This window comes from Lysinibacillus sp. ZYM-1 (assembly GCF_001308875.1).
GTDB lineage: Bacteria > Bacillota > Bacilli > Bacillales_A > Planococcaceae > Lysinibacillus.
In genome coordinates this window covers 75,389-94,042 of record NZ_KQ465114.1, presented here as the reverse complement: position 1 = coordinate 94,042, position 18,654 = coordinate 75,389, and the positions used below count along the sequence as shown (strand labels likewise).

The following is an 18,654-nucleotide window of genomic DNA, read 5'->3' as shown; positions in this document are numbered from 1 at the left end:
AAATCTTGTTTATTATAGCACATATTGTTTTAGCTCGAACATAGTTATTGACTTTGAAATAGATTCGTATAGAATAATGTTTATAGTTTTCTAGTGATGAAGAGTTTGAAGTAGTTTCTATATTCCCTGTTTAGAGAGCCAGTGGTTGGTGAAAACTGGTCATAATGTAGAGACGAATTACGTGCTTGGAGCTTAGACGTGCGCGCCTGCGATAAAGGCGATTGAATGAAGTGGAAGGTGGATGACATCTTCAAGCCGGGTGGTACCGCGTTAATTTACAATTTAACGTCCCTGCATGCAATTGTTTGCGTGTAGGGGCTTTTTTTATCCAATTAATTTGTCCATACACGTAACGAACTTCAACCATTTTAGGAGGAATCAACATGACAAACGAATTATTACAAGATTTAGAGTGGCGTGGGTTGCTATACCAACAAACTGATGCTGATGGCATGGCGAAACAATTAGAAGAACAATCTGTATCATTATACTGTGGTGTCGATCCAACAGCAGATTCTATGCATATTGGGCATATTGTTCCACTTTTAACACTACGTCGCTTCCAAAAAGCTGGTCATCGTCCAATTTTGCTTGTGGGTGGGGCGACAGGCATGATTGGAGATCCGTCAGGTCGTTCAGAAGAGCGTCAATTACAAACAGTGGAGCAAATCGATAAAAACGTCCAAGGCATTCGTGGTCAACTAGAACGCATTTTTGACTTTGCAGAAGATGGCAATGGTGCTCAGCTTGTGAACAATCGTGATTGGATTGGCAACATAAATACAATTGAATTTTTACGTGATTATGGGAAACTAATTAATGTTAACTACATGTTAGCGAAAGATACAATTGCTTCTCGTCTTGACACAGGGATATCTTTTACAGAGTTTGCTTATACATTAATTCAAGGGATTGATTACAATCATTTATACAATCACTACAATTGCCGTATTCAAGTAGGTGGCTCTGACCAGTGGGGGAATATTACAACGGGTTTAGAGGTTATTCGTAAGACGCATGAAGAAGAGACAAAAGCCTTTGGAATTACAATTCCATTAGTAACGAAAGCAGATGGTACAAAATTTGGTAAAACAGCTGGTGGTGCTGTCTGGTTAGATGGTCAGAAAACATCTCCATATGAGTTCTACCAATTCTGGATCAATGCTGCTGATGCAGATGTCATCAAATACTTAAAAATCTTTACATTCCTTTCTCGTGAAGAAATTGAAGCATTAGCTGTCTCTGTAGAGGAAGAGCCACATTTACGTAAGGCTCAAAAAGCACTTGCTGAGGAAATGACACGATTAATTCATGGCCAAGAGGCATTAGAGCAAGCTATCCGTATCACGGGAGCTTTATTCTCAGGTGATTTAAAAGCACTTTCTGCAGAAGAAATGAAGGATGCTTTTAAAGATGTTCCTTCTATTGAAATGGCTAAAGAAGATAAAAATATTGTCGATCTTCTAGTGGAAGCAGGCATTTCATCATCGAAACGTCAGGCACGTGAGGACGTATCAAATGGTGCTATTAGTGTTAATGGTGAAAAGGTGACGGATTTAGAATATGTATTTAACTCAAAGGATCGTCTAGAGGATGCATTTAGCATTGTTCGTCGTGGTAAGAAAAAATATCATATGGTGAAGTTCGTGTAATTTCTATAATAAAAAAACAACATCCCCACAAATAGAGGGGATGTTGTTTTTTTATTATAGAAAACTCGGGTATTTTAAATGTTCATATTGTTGTGGGTGCAATATTTTTGCAAGCTTTATAGCCCCTTCAATAAGACGAGGAGAAGGGCGACAATAAAGCCATTCCTCCATTACATGCAACTGTTCCATTTTCACGGCATGTAGTTCACTAGCATGGGGACGCTTTAATAAGTTGGCAGGCTGTATACGCTCAAAAGCTACGCCAACCCAAGCCATCATGATATAATCTGGTTTTCGTTTTACAACATCTGCCCAATCTGTTTGAACACTGGCTAATTCTACATCCTGAAATAAATTAATTCCACCTGCAATAGCACTAATTTCTGTTAGCCAATTTATTTTTCCGGGTGTAAAAATTGGGTTGGGCCACCATTCCCAATATAGGGTAGGTTTCGTCGCGATAGAGTGTGCAACAGATCGCATTTTTTCAATTGCTTGCAAATATTCTTTTGCGATTTCCTTGGCTCGTGCTTCTACATGACACGCTCTACCAAGTATGAGGAGATCTTGAGCAATTTCCTCTAACGAGTTGGCATTAAAAACAATATGAGGTATATTTCTTCTTTGTAATTCCTCGATGTTTTTTTCCATTCCAGGCACACTTAAAGAAGCAAGGACAAGGTCGGGCTGTAATGCTTCTAAAGCGTCGATATTAATAGATAAATCCGGGCCAAGCTGTGGCAAATCTTTAACGTTTGAGGGCCAATCGGAGAAATCATCCACTCCAACAAGCTGGTCTGTCAGTCCTAAATAGGCGACAAGCTCCGTATTGCTTGGACAAATTGAGATTAAGCGCATATTGTTATCTCCTATTCTTTTTAAGAAAAGTATAGCGAGAGTTTCCATTATAAACAATGTGTGTACGTCTTTTCGTCATCTTTGAGCACATGAAAAAGTGGAGAAAACGCTTAGTTATCTCCACCTTTTGTTTTCAAATATTAATTATGAAAGGGCAACAGCTTCAAGTGATTCTTCTTTTTTCGTAATAGGTCCCATTGCATTTGTAATAATTTGTTTAATCTCTTCTAGCGTTGCTTTACGAGGGTTTGTCTCAGCGCAAACATCTAACATCGCATTTTTTGCTAAGATTTCAATATCCTCGTCTTTTGCACCTAGTTCACGGAAGCCACTAGGAATATTTAAATCTTTTGATAGCTTTTCAATCGCTGTAATTGCTTTTTCAGCGGCATCACGCTTACTTAATCCTTCCACATTTTCACCTAATAATTCAGCAATGCGGGCAAAGCGCTCAGTACGTGCTGTTACATTGAAGCGGCAAACGTGTGGTAATAAAATAGCATTACATACTCCATGAGGTAGGTTATAGTAGCCACCTAACTGATGAGCAATTGCATGGACATAGCCTAGCGAAGCATTATTAAAGGCCATACCTGCTAAAAATTGTGCATATACCATTTGCTCACGAGCCTCTAAATCAGCTCCATTTGCATAGGCACGTGGTAGGAATTCAGGAATCAGTTGAAGAACCTTTTCAGCACATGCATCAGTAATTGGTGTTGCATTTGTCGAAACAAATGATTCGATCGCATGTGTCAATGCATCAACACCAGTAGCTGCAGTTAGAGCAGGAGGTAAACCAATCATGAGCTCAGGGTCATTAATGGATAGTAACGGAGTCACATGTTTATCAACAATGGCCATTTTCACTTTACGTGCTGTATCTGTAATAATTGTGAAACGAGTCATTTCACTTGCAGTACCAGCAGTTGTATTAATCGCAATTAATGGCACCAGTGGATTTTGTGATTTGTCAACGCCTTCATAATCATGAATGCGTCCACCATTCGAAGCAATAAGTCCGATACCTTTTGCTGCATCGTGTGCACTGCCTCCTCCAAGAGAAACAATGGAATCGCAGCTTTCAGCATGATATACTGCAACACCATCTTCAATATTTTGATCTGTTGGATTTGGTTCTGCTTTCGGGAAAATTGCTACATCAATTCCAGCAGCTGTAATGATGTTTGCAATTTGTTCTGAGAGACCTAATTTGTGTAAGCCCTCATCTGTTACGATTAATGTCTTTTTCACTTCTAAATCATTTAAGCGTTTACCAACTTCTTGAATTGCTCCAGGTCCAAATAAGTTTGTTTTCGGCATAACAAATTGCTTTAGAACGTCTGACATATTTCCAACCCCTTTTAAAAAATTATTATTGCTTGAATGATGGTGAACCACCTTTCGGAATTCATCGTATTCTATTTTTTGTAAAAGTTCAACTCGTATTTTTATTAAAATTGTTAATTTTGTTCGTGTTATTATTTTACAAAAAAGTTAAGTTGATAAAGGGGAGTATAGAAAGTAGTTTTGTATAGGAATATTGAATTTAATATGGTTTATAAAATATTTTACTATGAAAGTAAAATATATTTTTTGGAAAATGGTTCTATTTTAAGGAGTGGCTGAATAGTAAATAACTGATATTTTATTTTTAATATAATGGCAGTGATTATGTTATTTTGAAACGGTACAATTACTATTTCAAAGTACATAAAATTGTCACAATATGAAAGAGGAATAATTATTGTTGGTTATAGTTATTGAGGCAAAGCGTCTGTGCTAAAAGAGTAGTGGTTTTATTTTGAAGAAATTTATGGAAATAAAAGTTCTTGCATTAGGGTGAGATTATAGTTAGAATAATTTATAGTTAGATAATCTAATTAAAAGGTGATTCAATGACAAAACTTAAGAAAACGTACACGAATGAAGATGATTTACCCATGTTAGGGATAGAGCCGTATATTGAACTGATTCAGACGTCCTCTTCGAGCGATACAAATCAAGAAGATGCGAAATTGGGATTGATGTTGTTATGGTTAAGTGATTATGTTTTAGATGTAACAGACAATGAGTTAGCACCTTTTGGAATTACAGAAAGTAAATTAGACTTATTACTATTGCTGACACTACATGGAGAGAGACGTGCGACTCCGTCGGCTTTAGCTCAACGGCTAGGAATTACGAGAGCATCAGCGACGTCAATGCTTGATTGGCTAGAAAAGAGAAATCTTGTTGTACGGAATCATAGTAAAGAAGATCGGAGGAAGATCTATGTTAGTTTAACAGATGAGGGGCGTACTTTAATAGCTGAAGTTTTACCGACTTATTGGTCGTCATGTGCTTCTAATTTAATTGATTTGGAACCTGATGAACGAAAAATATTTGAGAAGTTATTGAGTAAACTTTTAATATCTATACAAAGAAAACTAAAAGTGGAACGTTAAACTGTAGCTATATTGATACAGTTTAATTTTCAGCCATTTAATTAGATTATCTAACTATAAGATAACCAAACTAAAAAAGGGTGATTTATTTAATGAACATTGTAATTTCAGGAAATCGTACAAATTATTCTTTAATGACAACTATTTTATCCTGGACAGGTATGGTGGTGATGTCGAGTCTTTATTTAACAATACCTCTTATTAGTCTATTCAGTGATTATTTTAATATTTCATTGTCTAAAGCTGGCTTTACATCTAGTGTTTTTTCACTTGGATTTGCGCTAGGGTGCTTTTTCTATGGTGCGATATCAGAAAAATATGGGCGCAAAAATGTCATTGTATTTGGGCTTTTTTCATTAAGCATGATAACGTTACTTCTAGGCTTAGTTAATGATTTTTCTTTTATTCTTCTATTGAGAGGATTACAAGGGCTTGCAGCAGCTACATTTTCACCAGTAGCCCTAGCTTATACTCTTGAGGTTTTTCCAAATGATCGAAAAATTGGAGCAGTTGGTTTTATCAGTACAGGATTTCTTGTTGCAGGTATAGTTGGTCAGGTATTCAGTGGGTATGTTAGTGAACACAGTCATTGGCATGTCATCTTTTATGTGCTTTCTGTCGTGTATGTCACTACTGCTTTGCTAGTATTATGGATTTTACCAAAGGGAGCGGTACAGAACAAAACCGGTAATATATGGGCACCTATGAAGAAAATAGGTATTATTTTCACTAATAGAAATTTAATATTTAGTTATATCATTGCATTTGTTTTATTAATGTCATTTGTCAGTATGTATATTATTTTGGGTGCATATTTAACGAGTGATTCCATTGGTATGAGAAGTCAGAACCTCATTTACATTCGTTCCTTTGGGATACTAGGAATGGTTATGTCACCATTTGCAGGGAAATTAGCAAAACGATTTAATGTGCTGTTTGTACTGAAAATAGCTTTGTCTCTTTCCATTATCGCACTAATCATGATGAGCTTTATTTCAACCATAGCTGGTTTAACGATTATAAGTATTTTATTTGTTGGTGGGATTGCTCTTGCGGTTCCTTCATTAGTGACACTTGTTAGTCAGTTAGGTTGGAATATGGGAGGGATTGCAGTCTCTATGTATACAGTAATTTTATTTGCTGGAACAAGTGTTGCACCGTTCCTATCTGCTTTATTGATACAATCTGGTAGTTTTACCGTAGCCTTCATTCTTCTTGCTACAACACTTAGTATTGGATTAATTTCAGCACTAATGATTAAAGCTGGAAAAAACGAAAGTTCGAATTGATTATTTACGTGGATTAGGATTCAGCACCAAATAAAAGGTGATTTTATGATTAAATAGTGACGAAAATAAAAAAGCCCTGAAACCTTGATAAACAAGGGATTTCAGGGCTTTTGTTGTCATCATTTGCAGAGCAAATTGATTAACGAGAGTAGTACTCTACGATGAATGCTTCGTTGATTTCAGCTGATAATTCAGAACGCTCTGGAAGGCGAGTGAATGTACCTTCTTTTTTGTCAGCGTCAAATGCTAAGTAATCAGGTACGAAGTTGTTTACTTCGATTGCTTCTCCTACAACAGCAAGGTTTTGAGATTTTTCACGAAGAGAAATCGTTTGACCTGGTTTTACGCTGTATGATGGGATATCAACGCGTTTGCCATCTACTAAGATGTGACCGTGGTTAACTAATTGACGAGCTCCACGACGAGTACGAGATAAACCTAAACGGTAAACTAAGTTGTCAAGGCGAGTTTCAAGAAGGATCATGAAGTTTTCACCGTGTACACCTTTCATTTTACCAGCGCGGTTAAATAGCGTACGGAATTGACGTTCAGTCATGCCGTACATGTGACGAAGTTTTTGCTTCTCTTGAAGCTGTAAACCGTATTCTGATAATTTTTTACGTTGGTTTGGACCGTGTTGTCCTGGTGCGTAAGGACGTTTTTCGATTTCTTTACCTGTACCGCTTAGTGAGATACCAAGACGACGTGATAATTTCCAAGATGGACCTGTATAACGAGACATATTGTTGTCTCCTCCTTTAAATTTGGTTTTTTTGTTGTAAAACAAAAACCAGTAGTACCCATTCTTACACGCATTTTATTTTCATGTATTTTCGCCTATGCAGCCGTTAGGTTACACAATACACCATCTATTTTTAAATAGTTGACTATCTAAGTAGTTGTACAGAAGAAAATAGAGGAATAAAATACAATATAAGCTTATACCACTGCTGCGTTTATTTTACACAACCTCCATTGTAACTGCTTAGAACATGGACGTCAATTATTAGTATTTATAATTCTGTAAAAGATGTATAGTAGAAAATTCCCCACTGCCCATTTTTGATGTGTCAGAAATAGTTAAAGATACGCTGTAAAATCTAAAATGTAAAAGTAAGGGAGAATTTACATAGTCAAAATGACACAAATTATGTATAATATATTATAAGTTAATAGTAATTGATTTGGACGTTATATAGAAAAGGTGATTTCATGACAGACCATTTACAAACGCTAAAATATATAAAATCAGATGTTTTGAGCTTTTGGGTGAGTTCTAATGAAGAACAAGCTAGTTTTAATGGGTATTTTTATTCATTAAAACAGTGTCTTAAGAAGCACTTGAAAATTGATAATGCAGCTTTTCTTAGTTTTGAAGGTAATTCTTTAATACCTATTGAGGAGATGGCTTCATTAACAATTGAAACAAAGCTAAATGCTGTGTCATGGCTGATGATCGAAGCTAGTTTTTATCAACAAAAAGTAGTGAAAATTCCTTATATATTAAAGGCAAGACAGGCCTATTCAATGATGACAGATATGGTGCTTTTCCAAGCAGAGGGCAAAAATCCCATTGGTGTATTACTTGTGGAGGCAACAGAGTCTTGGACAGACTTTATGACCTCAGATTACGGCGAAGAATGTATAGAAATACTTTCTAAAGTTCTTCAAATGATGAAAGATAATTTAGATGTAAAAATAAATGAAGATCAATATAGAAAACTATATAACATGACTGATTTATTTCATTCAACAATGGATATTGATTTAATTTTAGAAAATGTATTGAGAAATATAAGGGATAATTTCCCGGAATTTAATGTAGAGCTTATATTATCGAATGATCAAGACCGACACACGACCATCGATATTAAGCTTTTTGATTATTTATCCGAAAGACCTACTACCATTGAGGCTTTTGTATCAGGAGAGTTGACTACAGAACTTGCGAGTGATTTAAATTGCCGTTTATTGAATGCGCCTATTAAAGGAAGGCAAGCTATTTATGGCATATTGCAAGTAAGTGCTCCAACTACTTATCTTTTTTCAACGACTGAAAAAGATTTTGTACGAATGCTCGCGCAGGCGTCAGGAAATGCACTAGAAAATGCAAAGTTATATCATCAGTCGCATCGCCTCGTCAGTGACTTACAACTTATCAATGAAACATCACATCGTTTAAATATGCGGATTGACATTCATGAGATGTTACTTTTCCTGCAAAAGCAGTTACTGAAATCTTTTCAACCAATGGAAGTTTGTTTTGCCTTTAAAAAAAATGACACCTATGAAGTGACGGGGGCAAGTACTTCGTTGTTTAGTTCCGAAGAGGGTCAAACCTATATAAAGCATGTTGAACAACATTTTACTCAAACTAACGATCCACTGTTTATTGCTGATTTTAGCCGATTAACCCCTAAACAAATTGATTATCGTTCGATAATGGCCATTCCTATTCTAATGGAAGAAAAGATTAATGGCTTTAGTATAGTTTTACATAAAGAGCCGTATTTCTTCTCATTCGATAGCTTTAAATTAATGCAGTCGTTAATTCACCACTCATCTTTAGCAATTGCAAACTCTATTTTACGAACACAGCTACAGGAAATGGTCGATTTGGATCATTTAACGAAACTATATGCACGTAGTTATCTAGATCAATTTGTAGAAAAGTCGCTTGAATATGATCAATCTGGTATGTTCTTGTTAATGGATATTGATAATTTTAAACGCATCAATGACACGTATGGTCACCAAGTAGGTGATAAAATTCTTGTGCAGATTGCCGTTCAGTTGAGAGAAACGATAGGTAGTCGTGGAATATGTGCAAGATGGGGCGGGGAAGAGATGTCTGTATATGTACCTAATATCAGTGAAAAAGAAGCTTTAGAATTAGCATCAGCTATCGTAGAAATTATCCCAAGTGCCACGGATCCTCAAGTGACAATTTCAGCAGGTCTCATTACGTGGGATGAACAAGACCGACCTGCATTCCAATCTGTTTTCTTACATGCTGATACAGCCCTATATGAAGCAAAAAATAGTGGTAAAAATCGTTTTTGCATTCATGATGGTTCTTATCAAACAAATCAATAAGATTGATGAAGTCAATGTAAATGGTAAATAGTTCGCCCTGAAATGATATGAAAAAGCATTTCAGGGCAATTTTTTAACATTTTATAAATGAAGAAGTAACGTTTGAACAAATTGCTCTAAACCATCTTGATCTTCTTTGGAGAAGCGGTTCACAATAGGACTATCGATATCGAGTACACCAATAATCTCACCTTGTTTAAACAAGGGTATGACAATTTCAGATTGTGAAGCAGCATCGCAGGCAATATGACCTGGGAAATCGTGAACATCTTTGACAACAATCGTTTCTTTTGTTGCTACTGCTGTTCCACAAACTCCACGACCATTTGGGATTCTAACACAGGCGGGGAGACCTTGAAATGGTCCAAGTACAAGCTCGTTTTCTTGTAAGAGGTAGAAGCCAACCCAGTTAATATTGGTTAAAAATTGATTTAAGAGTGCAGAAGCATTACTTAAATTAGCAATCTGATCTGTTTCACCAGTTAGTAGTGCGTCTAATTGTTTAGATAGTGTAAGATATTGGTCAGCAATGGACCCTTCGTAATTAATTTGTGTAAACATACAAGCACCTCGTTTAGAAATTATTTAGATAGGTAATATAACATTATAATGTTGATGTAAATCACCCACACTATGTGCATCTGAACCAAATACATAGGGTAGTTCAATTGCATGACAATATTTAATAAAGGCAAATGGTGGATAAGGCTCCTGACAATATTGTTTACTTAAACCAGCACTATTTACATCTAGTTCATAGCCATCTTGCTTCATGACGTTTAAAACTTCTTGAAGTCGAATGTCGTCATTGATTTTTTCAGTATGTGCCAGCTGAAATTTATGAACAAGTGATGGGTGCCCAATCCGTTTAGGTTTATATGGACCAAGGTCTGCCTTTATTGATTGTAGGACTGTATCATAATATAAATGATAAACCTGTTCAACAGAGCCAACTTGTTTTGAGAAATCAATAAAGCATTCAGGAGAAAAGTCGATACATACAAAGGTATCTTGCCACTGTAGAAAATGGACTGACAAAATGGCATCATCTAAAAAATGTCCATAAGTATCAAGGAATTGACGAGTTTCTTGTTCATAACCTTTGATATAATCAACTTCTAACCCAATCCGAATGCGAATGTCTTCTGCATATTGTTTTTGCAGACGTTTTAGTTCTTCCAAGTAAGGCATGAGATACTCTGGTTTCATTCCACTATCTTGCTGTGGGGTAGGATCAATAAAATTATTAGGTAATGGAGCGTGTTCTGTAAACGTTATATCTGTGAAATTATAAGAAATTGCTTTTTCAATATATTGAATGAAAGTGTCCGAACTGCCATGTGGACAATAAGGACTATGTATATGCCCATCACGTTTCAAAATGTACCACTCCTTTAGCTCTATAGACCGTTATTTAAATATTTCACAATAGCGAAAATACAGTTTTCTGAAAATCACTTAAATTTTAGTACAAAAGGCGAAAACATAGTATATAATAAATACAACTAGCCAATTCGTTTATTTTAGAATAGGAGGCTTACGATGGAGTATATCATCATTCCGATTATCCTACTATTAATTTTAGCCATAGTGGGATTTATGATGCGAAGAAAACATGTTGCAATTATTGCAAAACTTGAAAATGAAAAATTACAAATTCAGCATAAACCTATAAATGAAGAAATTTCAAAAGTAAAATCTTTAAACATGAACGGTGAAACGGAAGAAATGTTTGAACGATGGCGCAATGTTTGGGATGAAGTCATCGATGTACATATGACTAAAATTGATTCACTTTTATTTGATGCGGAAGATCAAATTAATCGACTTCGTTTTAAAAAAGCGACGTTAATAGAACGTGAAATCGAAGACTATATCCAAAAATGTGACCAAGATAAAGATAAAATATTAGAAGAATTAAATGAATTAATTGGCAGCGAAGAAAAAAATCGAATTGAAATTGAACAACTAAAGGAATATTACCGCTCGGCGAGAAAGACATTGCTGGCTCACCAACATTCCTTTGGTGTAGCATTACCTGCTCTTGAGAAAAAGCTAGAGGAGTTTGTGCAAAAGTTTGAAGAGTTTGATGTACTGACAAATGAAGGTAATTACTTGCAAGCGAGAGAAATTGTTATTAGTTTAAATCAAGAATCGCAGCAGACTTTTGAATATATTAATGACGTTCCAACAATTTTGACGGAATTACAGGTTAAGCTCCCAGGAGCAGTCCAAGAATTGCGCAATGGTCAACGTGAAATGGAAGACCAATCCTACTATCTGCAGCATTTAGAATTAGCAGAGGCATTAAACAATTATGAAAAAGAATTTGCCTCGTTGAAAAATGACCTAGCAGAGCTAAATTTAATGGTCGTTAAACCCCGTGTAACCGAAATAAATGAAGAAATCGATCATTTTTATGATTTACTTGAAAAAGAGGTTATTGCCAAAAATTATGTTGATCAAAATTGTGATCGTTTATTAAGTTCTATCACAAATGTCATCACTTCCACAAAATCAGTGAGTGATGAGGCAACATTTGTACAACAAAGCTATCACTTAAACGAAAAGGATGCTGAAATTCCAAAAGTGGCATTAAAGCAATTGGAAGCACTGCAACGTCGTTATGATTTATTAGCAATGCGTGTCAAAGAAGAAAAATCTGCCTATTCAAGCTTGCAGGAAGAATTAATAGAAATCAGTGAAGAGCTTGAACGAATTCATGAAGAACAAGGACATCTGTCTAATACAATGAAGAAGCTTCGCATTGATGAGAATAAGGCCCGTGCTCAAGTCGAAAACTTAAAGAAAATCTTACAAGATACGGATCGCCTCTTAAATAAGGCAAATATTCCAGGAGTACCTGAAGAGATGGACGTACGCCTTGATGAAGCTGCAGAGCATATTTACGTAGTAATGCAAAGTCTGCAAGAAGTACCGCTTAATATGGGGACGGTTCATAATAATTTAAATGCTGCGACACTTTGTGTTGAGGATGTTAAAACGAAAGCATATGAGTTAATCGAGAATGTCATGCTCATTGAACGCATTATTCAGTATGGTAATCGCCATCGCGTATCCAATCCGAAATTGAATGCACGTTTAAAAGAAGCAGAGGAAGCGTTCCATCAATTCCGTTATGCCAAAGCATTAGAGGAAGCCGGGACAGCAGTGGAAGAAATGGAGCCAGGAGCTTTAAAACGCATTCAAGAGATGGTAGCAGAACAGTCTATGACGAAAAATTAAAACTACATTTGTGCTGTCTAAAAAGTATAGCAATTACTTTTTAGACAGCTTTCTTTTTAAAATTATAAAAGGGTGTGATTCGGTTGGAACTATTAATTCGGGATATGAATGAAATGTATGCTCGAGAAATTATATGTTGGCGTTACGAAGAGCCATATGATTTTTATAATAATGAATTATCCGATGAAAATATGAGAGAATTTATGGAAAACCCTTACTTCGCCATTATAAATACGCATAAGGAATTAATCGGTTTTTATTGCACGGGATCAGCTGCTAAAGTGCCCAAAGGACGTGATGATAATGCTTATTCAGATGGTTATATAGATATTGGTATTGGTATGAACCCAACTCTTACAGGACAAGGTTTTGGCACAATGTTTTTCTCGTTTATCATAAAGAACATTCAACAAGAATACTCTATGCCACTCCGTTTAACAGTTGCCCAATTCAATAAACGAGCTATATACCTTTATGAAAAATTAGGATTTGTCAAAGATCTTGAATTTAGTACCCCAACAGAATTTATCACGATGCTGAAAAAAGTGTAAGTGCGATCACTCCTTAAGAAGAAAGATTAAGAAGATTAAAATTTGAATTATCGTTAAAGTTAGTGGTCAATCTCTAAAGATTGCGTTATGATAAATACCGTTACATCAACGTTTTGAAAGTGTGTGAAAAATAATGAATAATACAATTTATTTGGATAATAGTGCCACAACAAAACCGCTAAAAGAAGTTCTACAGGCGTTTATGATTGTGAATGAGCAGTATTATGCCAACCCTGCATCCATCCATGCAATGGGTGTTGAAGCAAATGATTTATTAATACGTGCGCGTGAGCAAGTAGCAGATATTTTGCAGACAGAAGCAAAAAATGTGCTATTTACTTCAGGTGGTACGGAATCGAATAATGCTGCTATCTTTGGAATAGCACGTAGCAATACACATATAGGAAAGCATATTTTAACGACTGAAATTGAACATCCTTCTGTTTTAGAGACCGTTAAACAGCTCGCAAAAGAGGGCTTTGAAGTGGAATACCTTAATGTTGATCAGCATGGTGTTATTTCATTGGATGAACTTCGTGCAAAAATACGCAAAGATACAATATTAGTAAGTATGATGCATGTAAACAATGAGATGGGGGCTATCCAACCTATATATGAAGCAGCAAAATTGATCCATGAAATGAGTCGAGCAGCCTTACATGTGGATGCTGTACAAAGCTTTGGGAAATTAGCTGTATCCTTTAGAGGAGAAGATGGACCAGATTGTATTTCAATATCTGGCCATAAAATTCATGGCTTTAAAGGCTCTGGAGTATTAGCATTTCGTAAAGCGATCAGATGGCAGCCATATGCACTTGGTGGAGGCCAGGAATTTGGATTGCGTAGTGGAACTGTAGCTGTACCGCAAGCTGTTGCTTTATCTAAGGCAGCTCGTATTGCAGTTGAATCATTGAATGAACATGCAAAAAAATACCGTCAATGGCATGATGAAATACTTGCTCAGCTTCACGAATATGGAGAGGCAGTGCAGATTTTATCGACACCACGAGGTGCATCACATATATTATCATTCAGTGTTCGTGATTTAAAAGGAGAAGTCATTATTAATGCCATGCAAAAACGTGGCGTCATTGTCTCAACATCTAGTGCATGCTCATCGAAGCAAACAAAAACAAGTCATGTTGTCGAAGCACTTCACCTAGATGAGCATTATAAAAAAGGTGTTATCCGTGTTAGTTTTGGTGCACATAACACAGCTGAAGATATTGAAAAGTTTAAACAAGTATTAGCAGAAGTAATGTTGGAGCTAAAAGGAGAAATAAAGTAATGATTTGGAAAGAAATATTAATTCGATATGGCGAACTTTCTACAAAAGGTCGCAACAAGATGGATTTTATCCGCCGTTTGCGTGAGAATATTCGTCATGCTTTTGCAGATTTAGGACATCTTCATATTCGTACAGAACGTGACCGTATGTTTATTGCGATAGAAAATGAGGCCCAAATGCAAACACTCGTAGCAGGTCTGCCTAAAATTTTCGGTATTCAATCATTTAGTCCTGTTGCTGCATGTGAAAAGGATATTGAAAGTATGAAGAAACTTGCGATCACGATAATGGAGACATTTAAAGAAGAACAACATACATTTAAAGTGGAAGTTAAACGAACTGATAAAACCTTTCCATTAGAATCGCATGCAATTCAGCGCGAGATTGGTGGTTATGTGTTACCTCATTTTAAAAATTTGTCTGTTAAAGTGAAGAAACCTGATATCGAGTTGCGTGTAGAAGTCCGCCATGATGCAACTTACATGATGGCGCAAGTCATTTCAGGTGCAGGTGGAATGCCTGTAGGATCGAATGGTAAGTCATTGTTAATGCTATCTGGTGGTATTGATAGCCCTGTCGCAGGTTATTTAATGATGAAACGTGGTGTACGTTTAGAAGCTATTCACTTCTTTAGTCCACCCTATACGAGCCAAAATTCATTGGAAAAAGTAAAAGTGCTTGCGAATGAGTTAACGAAATTTGGGGCTAATATACGTTTACATGTCATTCCTTTTACTGAAATACAAGTATTGATTAAAGAAAAAGTACCATCTAATGTATCTATGACAACAACACGTCGTATGATGTTGAAGGTAGCCGATCAAGTACGAGAGGAAATTGGAGCTCTTGCGATTGTCACAGGGGAAAGTCTTGGACAAGTAGCAAGTCAAACACTCGAAAGTTTAACGGCTATAAATGCTGTAACGAACACACCTATTTTACGACCATTGATTTCAACAGATAAATTAGAAATTATTAATTTAGCTGAAAAAATCGGCACATACGAAACATCTATTCAGCCTTTTGAGGATTGCTGTACAATCTTTACGCCTGCTAGTCCAAAAACAAAGCCAAAGCTTGAAAAAGTCGAGCATTATGAAAGCTTCTCTGATTTTGATGAACTTATAGAACGCGCAGTCAAAAATCGTGAGGTCTATATTTTCCCTAAGAAAGAAGAAGAGCAAAAGCAAGATAAGTTTGCTGACCTTTTATAAATCAAAATTTCAAAAGCCGTCTCAAATAGCCTATTTGAGACGGCTTTTTTGTATAGTTCGCTGTATCCCAATAGAGGTACAATTTACCTTTAAAATTTTCGTATTAAAATTCTAATAACGCACATTCTATATTCACAAGGAGGTGAGAGACATGGCTTCAAACAACAACCGCAGTTCAAACCAGCTTGCAGTACCTGGAGTACAACAAGCACTTGATCAAATGAAATACGAAATTGCACAAGAATTTGGTGTTCAATTAGGAGCTGAAGCTTCAGCTCGTGCCAACGGTTCCGTTGGTGGTGAAATCACTAAACGTCTTGTACAAATGGCAGAATCCCAATTAAAAGGTATGCCAAACAACAACCAATAAATGCTGACTAAGCATTTATAAACTTAAAACCAGTGACCGTAAAAGGCACTGGTTTTAGTTTGTTTATAGATCATCTTTTTATGCGAGATGAAGACTTAAACATTGACACAGTTTGTTTAATATCCTCACTTTCACAGATGGCAGAAATAACAGCAACTCCATCAGCACCAGCTTGAAAAACGATATCGGCATTTGTGCAGTTTATCCCGCCGATGGCTACGATGGGTAAGTGGGGTTGGAGCTTATGAGCCTGCTGTAAAAAATTAGTGCCACAGGGTGCATGGGCATCACTTTTAGATGTCGTCGCAAAAATAGGTCCTATCCCTACATAATCAGCATGATGGTCCATAGCCGTTTGTAATTCTTCCAGTGAATGTACTGAAACTCCAAGGATCATATTTGCAATTTTTTTTCGTGCTATGGCAACATGTACATCCTCTTGTCCAATATGGACGCCGTCAGCACCAAGGCGCACAGCAAGATCAATATCATCGTTAATGATGAAAGGCACATGATAATGTTGACATAGTTTTTGGCATTGGCGGGCAAATTGCTCATAGGCTAATCCTGTTAATGCATGAGGTCCTTTTTCACGAAATTGAAACATGGTTATGCCAGCCTGTAACGCTTTTTCAAGTACAGTTAACGGTTCTTGATGGCAAACATTGCTGGTACCCATAATAAAATAAAGTTGTAAATCCTCACGATTCATGTATCTTCACCTCGCAGGAATCTTTATGCAGTTGATAAGCAAAATGATTTGTGGGTCCATGACCATTACCAATGGCTAAATCATGTGTAATGGCTAATTGTATAAATTTCTTAGCTTCAATAATGGCTTTTTCAAAAGCAAATCCTTGACCTAGAAAAGCAGTGAGTGCTGCTGAAAATGTACACCCCGTACCGTGTGTGTTTTTCGTTTGAATACGAGGAGACTGCATGGAAAAAGATCTGCCATTTTTGAAAAATACATAATCAATCGCATATCGAGGATTTGTTAGATGTCCCCCTTTAATGATGACACATTGAACACCAAGTCGTAAAAAGTATTGAGCAACTTCCTTCATATCCGAGAAATGATTTATTTTTTTTCCTGTAAGAGCCTCTGCTTCTGGTATATTTGGCGTCACAATTGTAGTAAGCGGTAGTAAAGAAGTACACATGGCTTCTATAGCTTCTTGCTGTAATAAGCTTTCTCCACCTTTGGCAATCATAACTGGATCAACAATGAGTGGAATTTTTAAATCGTCAATAATGTGTGCGATTGCTTTGATAATATCCGAGGAATAAAGCATCCCAGTTTTAACCGCATCAATCGAAAAATCTTCTAGTAAGGCATATAATTGTTTTTCAACAAAGTCAACTTCGATTGGGAAAACGCCCGTAACACCCAATGTGTTTTGTGCAGTTAAAGCTGTAATAACTGAGGTGCCAAAAACCCCTAATTCTTGGAATGTTTTTAAATCAGCCTGAATACCTGCGCCACCACCACTATCAGAACCTGCAATCGTCGTTACAATATGCATGAAGCTTCACCATCCTTTGAGAGACGATGTAAGGCATTCAGCAAAGCAATTTGAATATCCCCGATATCCGCTGTAAATGCGGACGCTAGCTCAGCTGCTTTTTTATAGTAAGTTAGGGTTTCTGCCAATTGGTTGTATGGATCATCCCCTGAAGAATAAGCAGCTCCACATATAGCACTAAGTAAACAGCCTGTACCAGTTACTTCGGTCATTTGTGGCCTTCCACCAGTTATCCATTGGCTTTGCACAACGTTTGTCAAAAAATCTTTTTCACCAGTAACAATGACAAGGCATTTATAGCGTTGAGCCAATAATGTTGCTTCGGTCTCTATGGCAATAGATCCATTCCCACTATCTACACCTTTTTGTTGCCAGTCAACATTGGCTAGCGCTGCAAGCTCACCGATATTACAACGTATGACTGCAAATTGTATGTCTGCAAGCAATAGATGTACGGTTTCCTTACGATACACTGTGGCGCCTGCCCCGACAGGATCTAAAATAACTGGAATGCCAAGGGTGTTGGCTTTTTTTCCTGCTAACAACATTGATTTTTTTGTGCGATCATTAAGCGTACCAATATTAATTAAAAGAGCATCTGCAATGGCTACCATTTCCTCTACTTCATGGCTATCATCTGCCATGACTGGAGAGGCACCTATTGCCAATAAGCCATTGGCTTGAAAATTGGCTACGACATAATTAGTAATACAGTGAATAAGTGGTTGTTGTTGACGAATTGTTTGAAAAATCATTTTAGTCCTCCTTTGTGGGTGGACGTAAGCATGCAAAAAAGGCACTTTTTGCGTAAAAATGCACGAAAAAGAGCCTTTCATCTGAAAAAATCGATGTTCATTGCTCCCTACGTCAGTATTAACTAACAGGTTCAAAGGGTCAGGTTTTACCTTCTCAACTCTTTACGAGTCCCCCTGCAATCTTGCTTTTAGTTGACCAAAATGTACCATACTTTTCATATGTATTCAATAGCAAGTTTTCCTATCAACAAAACGTGACTGATGCCATATAGCTAAGCATGATAGTTGTCATGACTTTACTTAAATTGAGTTCAAACCATTGAAAATACTGAAAAAGGAGTTTTATAATGTGTCATAGCAAA

General features: G+C 36.6%; 17 protein-coding genes, 1 riboswitch and 1 other annotated feature. Of the genes, 9 read left to right on the top strand and 8 right to left on the bottom strand.

Annotated elements, in window-relative coordinates:
- Positions 1 to 87: 87 nt before the first annotated feature.
- Positions 88 to 296: a binding site (T-box leader), on the top strand.
- Between the two features lie 87 nt (positions 297 to 383).
- Positions 384 to 1,652, top strand: coding sequence for a tyrosine--tRNA ligase (gene tyrS, locus AO843_RS09400; RefSeq protein WP_054610863.1), 1,269 nt, complete (start codon positions 384 to 386; stop codon positions 1,650 to 1,652).
- A gap of 54 nt (positions 1,653 to 1,706) precedes the next feature.
- Here tyrS and AO843_RS09395 read toward each other — a convergent pair whose 3' ends face one another.
- Both AO843_RS09395 and AO843_RS09390 read right to left on the bottom strand, forming a co-directional pair.
- On the bottom strand, positions 1,707 to 2,510 hold the full coding sequence (locus tag AO843_RS09395; RefSeq protein WP_054610862.1) for a cobalamin-binding protein: 804 nt from the start codon (positions 2,508 to 2,510) through the stop codon (positions 1,707 to 1,709).
- Positions 2,511 to 2,654: 144 nt separating this feature from the next.
- Positions 2,655 to 3,860: an iron-containing alcohol dehydrogenase gene (locus AO843_RS09390; protein WP_054610861.1), complete on the bottom strand. Its 1,206-nt coding sequence runs from the start codon at positions 3,858 to 3,860 to the stop codon at positions 2,655 to 2,657.
- A gap of 548 nt (positions 3,861 to 4,408) precedes the next feature.
- Here AO843_RS09390 and AO843_RS09385 point away from each other — a divergent pair.
- Positions 4,409 to 4,957, top strand: coding sequence for a MarR family winged helix-turn-helix transcriptional regulator (locus AO843_RS09385; RefSeq protein ID WP_054610860.1), 549 nt, complete (start codon positions 4,409 to 4,411; stop codon positions 4,955 to 4,957).
- 92 nt (positions 4,958 to 5,049) lie between these two features.
- A complete protein-coding gene (locus tag AO843_RS09380) occupies positions 5,050 to 6,246 on the top strand; it encodes an MFS transporter (RefSeq protein WP_054610859.1) in 1,197 nt (398 codons plus the stop codon).
- A 139-nt stretch (positions 6,247 to 6,385) separates the two neighbouring features.
- Here AO843_RS09380 and rpsD read toward each other — a convergent pair whose 3' ends face one another.
- Positions 6,386 to 6,988: a 30S ribosomal protein S4 gene (gene rpsD / locus AO843_RS09375; RefSeq protein ID WP_054610858.1), complete on the bottom strand. Its 603-nt coding sequence runs from the start codon at positions 6,986 to 6,988 to the stop codon at positions 6,386 to 6,388.
- A 470-nt stretch (positions 6,989 to 7,458) separates the two neighbouring features.
- Here rpsD and AO843_RS09370 point away from each other — a divergent pair, with 470 nt between their 5' ends.
- Positions 7,459 to 9,342, top strand: coding sequence for a sensor domain-containing diguanylate cyclase (locus AO843_RS09370; RefSeq protein WP_054610857.1), 1,884 nt, complete (start codon positions 7,459 to 7,461; stop codon positions 9,340 to 9,342).
- Positions 9,343 to 9,423: 81 nt separating this feature from the next.
- Here AO843_RS09370 and AO843_RS09365 read toward each other — a convergent pair whose 3' ends face one another.
- Together AO843_RS09365 and hisJ are read right to left on the bottom strand one after the other, a co-directional pair.
- Complete coding sequence (locus tag AO843_RS09365) at positions 9,424 to 9,903, bottom strand: GAF domain-containing protein (protein WP_054610856.1); 480 nt, start codon at positions 9,901 to 9,903, stop codon at positions 9,424 to 9,426.
- A 24-nt stretch (positions 9,904 to 9,927) separates the two neighbouring features.
- A complete protein-coding gene (gene hisJ / locus AO843_RS09360; protein WP_054610855.1) occupies positions 9,928 to 10,722 on the bottom strand; it encodes a histidinol-phosphatase HisJ in 795 nt (264 codons plus the stop codon).
- Positions 10,723 to 10,884: 162 nt separating this feature from the next.
- Between hisJ and ezrA the strand changes: the two genes are divergently transcribed.
- The 5 genes from ezrA (at position 10,885) to AO843_RS09335 (ending at position 16,011) form a co-directional block, all read left to right on the top strand.
- Positions 10,885 to 12,588: a septation ring formation regulator EzrA gene (gene ezrA, locus AO843_RS09355; protein WP_054610854.1), complete on the top strand. Its 1,704-nt coding sequence runs from the start codon at positions 10,885 to 10,887 to the stop codon at positions 12,586 to 12,588.
- Between the two features lie 83 nt (positions 12,589 to 12,671).
- A complete protein-coding gene (locus tag AO843_RS09350; RefSeq protein WP_054610853.1) occupies positions 12,672 to 13,139 on the top strand; it encodes a GNAT family N-acetyltransferase in 468 nt (155 codons plus the stop codon).
- A 133-nt stretch (positions 13,140 to 13,272) separates the two neighbouring features.
- Positions 13,273 to 14,427: a cysteine desulfurase family protein gene (locus AO843_RS09345; protein WP_054610852.1), complete on the top strand. Its 1,155-nt coding sequence runs from the start codon at positions 13,273 to 13,275 to the stop codon at positions 14,425 to 14,427.
- Positions 14,427 to 15,641, top strand: coding sequence for a tRNA uracil 4-sulfurtransferase ThiI (gene thiI / locus AO843_RS09340; protein ID WP_054610851.1), 1,215 nt, complete (start codon positions 14,427 to 14,429; stop codon positions 15,639 to 15,641). The genes AO843_RS09345 and thiI overlap by 1 nt, the downstream gene beginning before the upstream one ends.
- Before the next feature lie 151 nt (positions 15,642 to 15,792).
- The gene (locus AO843_RS09335; protein WP_004226165.1) at positions 15,793 to 16,011 is read left to right on the top strand and encodes an alpha/beta-type small acid-soluble spore protein; all 219 of its coding nucleotides are present in this window, start codon (positions 15,793 to 15,795) and stop codon (positions 16,009 to 16,011) included.
- 70 nt (positions 16,012 to 16,081) lie between these two features.
- Here the strand turns inward: AO843_RS09335 and thiE are convergent, their stop codons facing one another.
- Genes thiE through thiM form a run of 3 tightly spaced genes read right to left on the bottom strand, consistent with a single transcriptional unit; the run spans position 16,082 to position 18,292 of the window.
- A complete protein-coding gene (gene thiE, locus AO843_RS09330) occupies positions 16,082 to 16,723 on the bottom strand; it encodes a thiamine phosphate synthase (protein ID WP_054610850.1) in 642 nt (213 codons plus the stop codon).
- Positions 16,713 to 17,537: a bifunctional hydroxymethylpyrimidine kinase/phosphomethylpyrimidine kinase gene (gene thiD, locus AO843_RS09325; RefSeq protein WP_054610849.1), complete on the bottom strand. Its 825-nt coding sequence runs from the start codon at positions 17,535 to 17,537 to the stop codon at positions 16,713 to 16,715. The genes thiE and thiD overlap by 11 nt, the downstream gene beginning before the upstream one ends.
- Positions 17,525 to 18,292, bottom strand: coding sequence for a hydroxyethylthiazole kinase (thiM, locus tag AO843_RS09320; protein WP_054610848.1), 768 nt, complete (start codon positions 18,290 to 18,292; stop codon positions 17,525 to 17,527). Before thiM ends, thiD begins: the two co-directional genes overlap by 13 nt.
- Positions 18,293 to 18,379: 87 nt before the next feature.
- Positions 18,380 to 18,478: riboswitch (TPP riboswitch) on the bottom strand.
- Positions 18,479 to 18,654 lie beyond the last annotated feature (176 nt).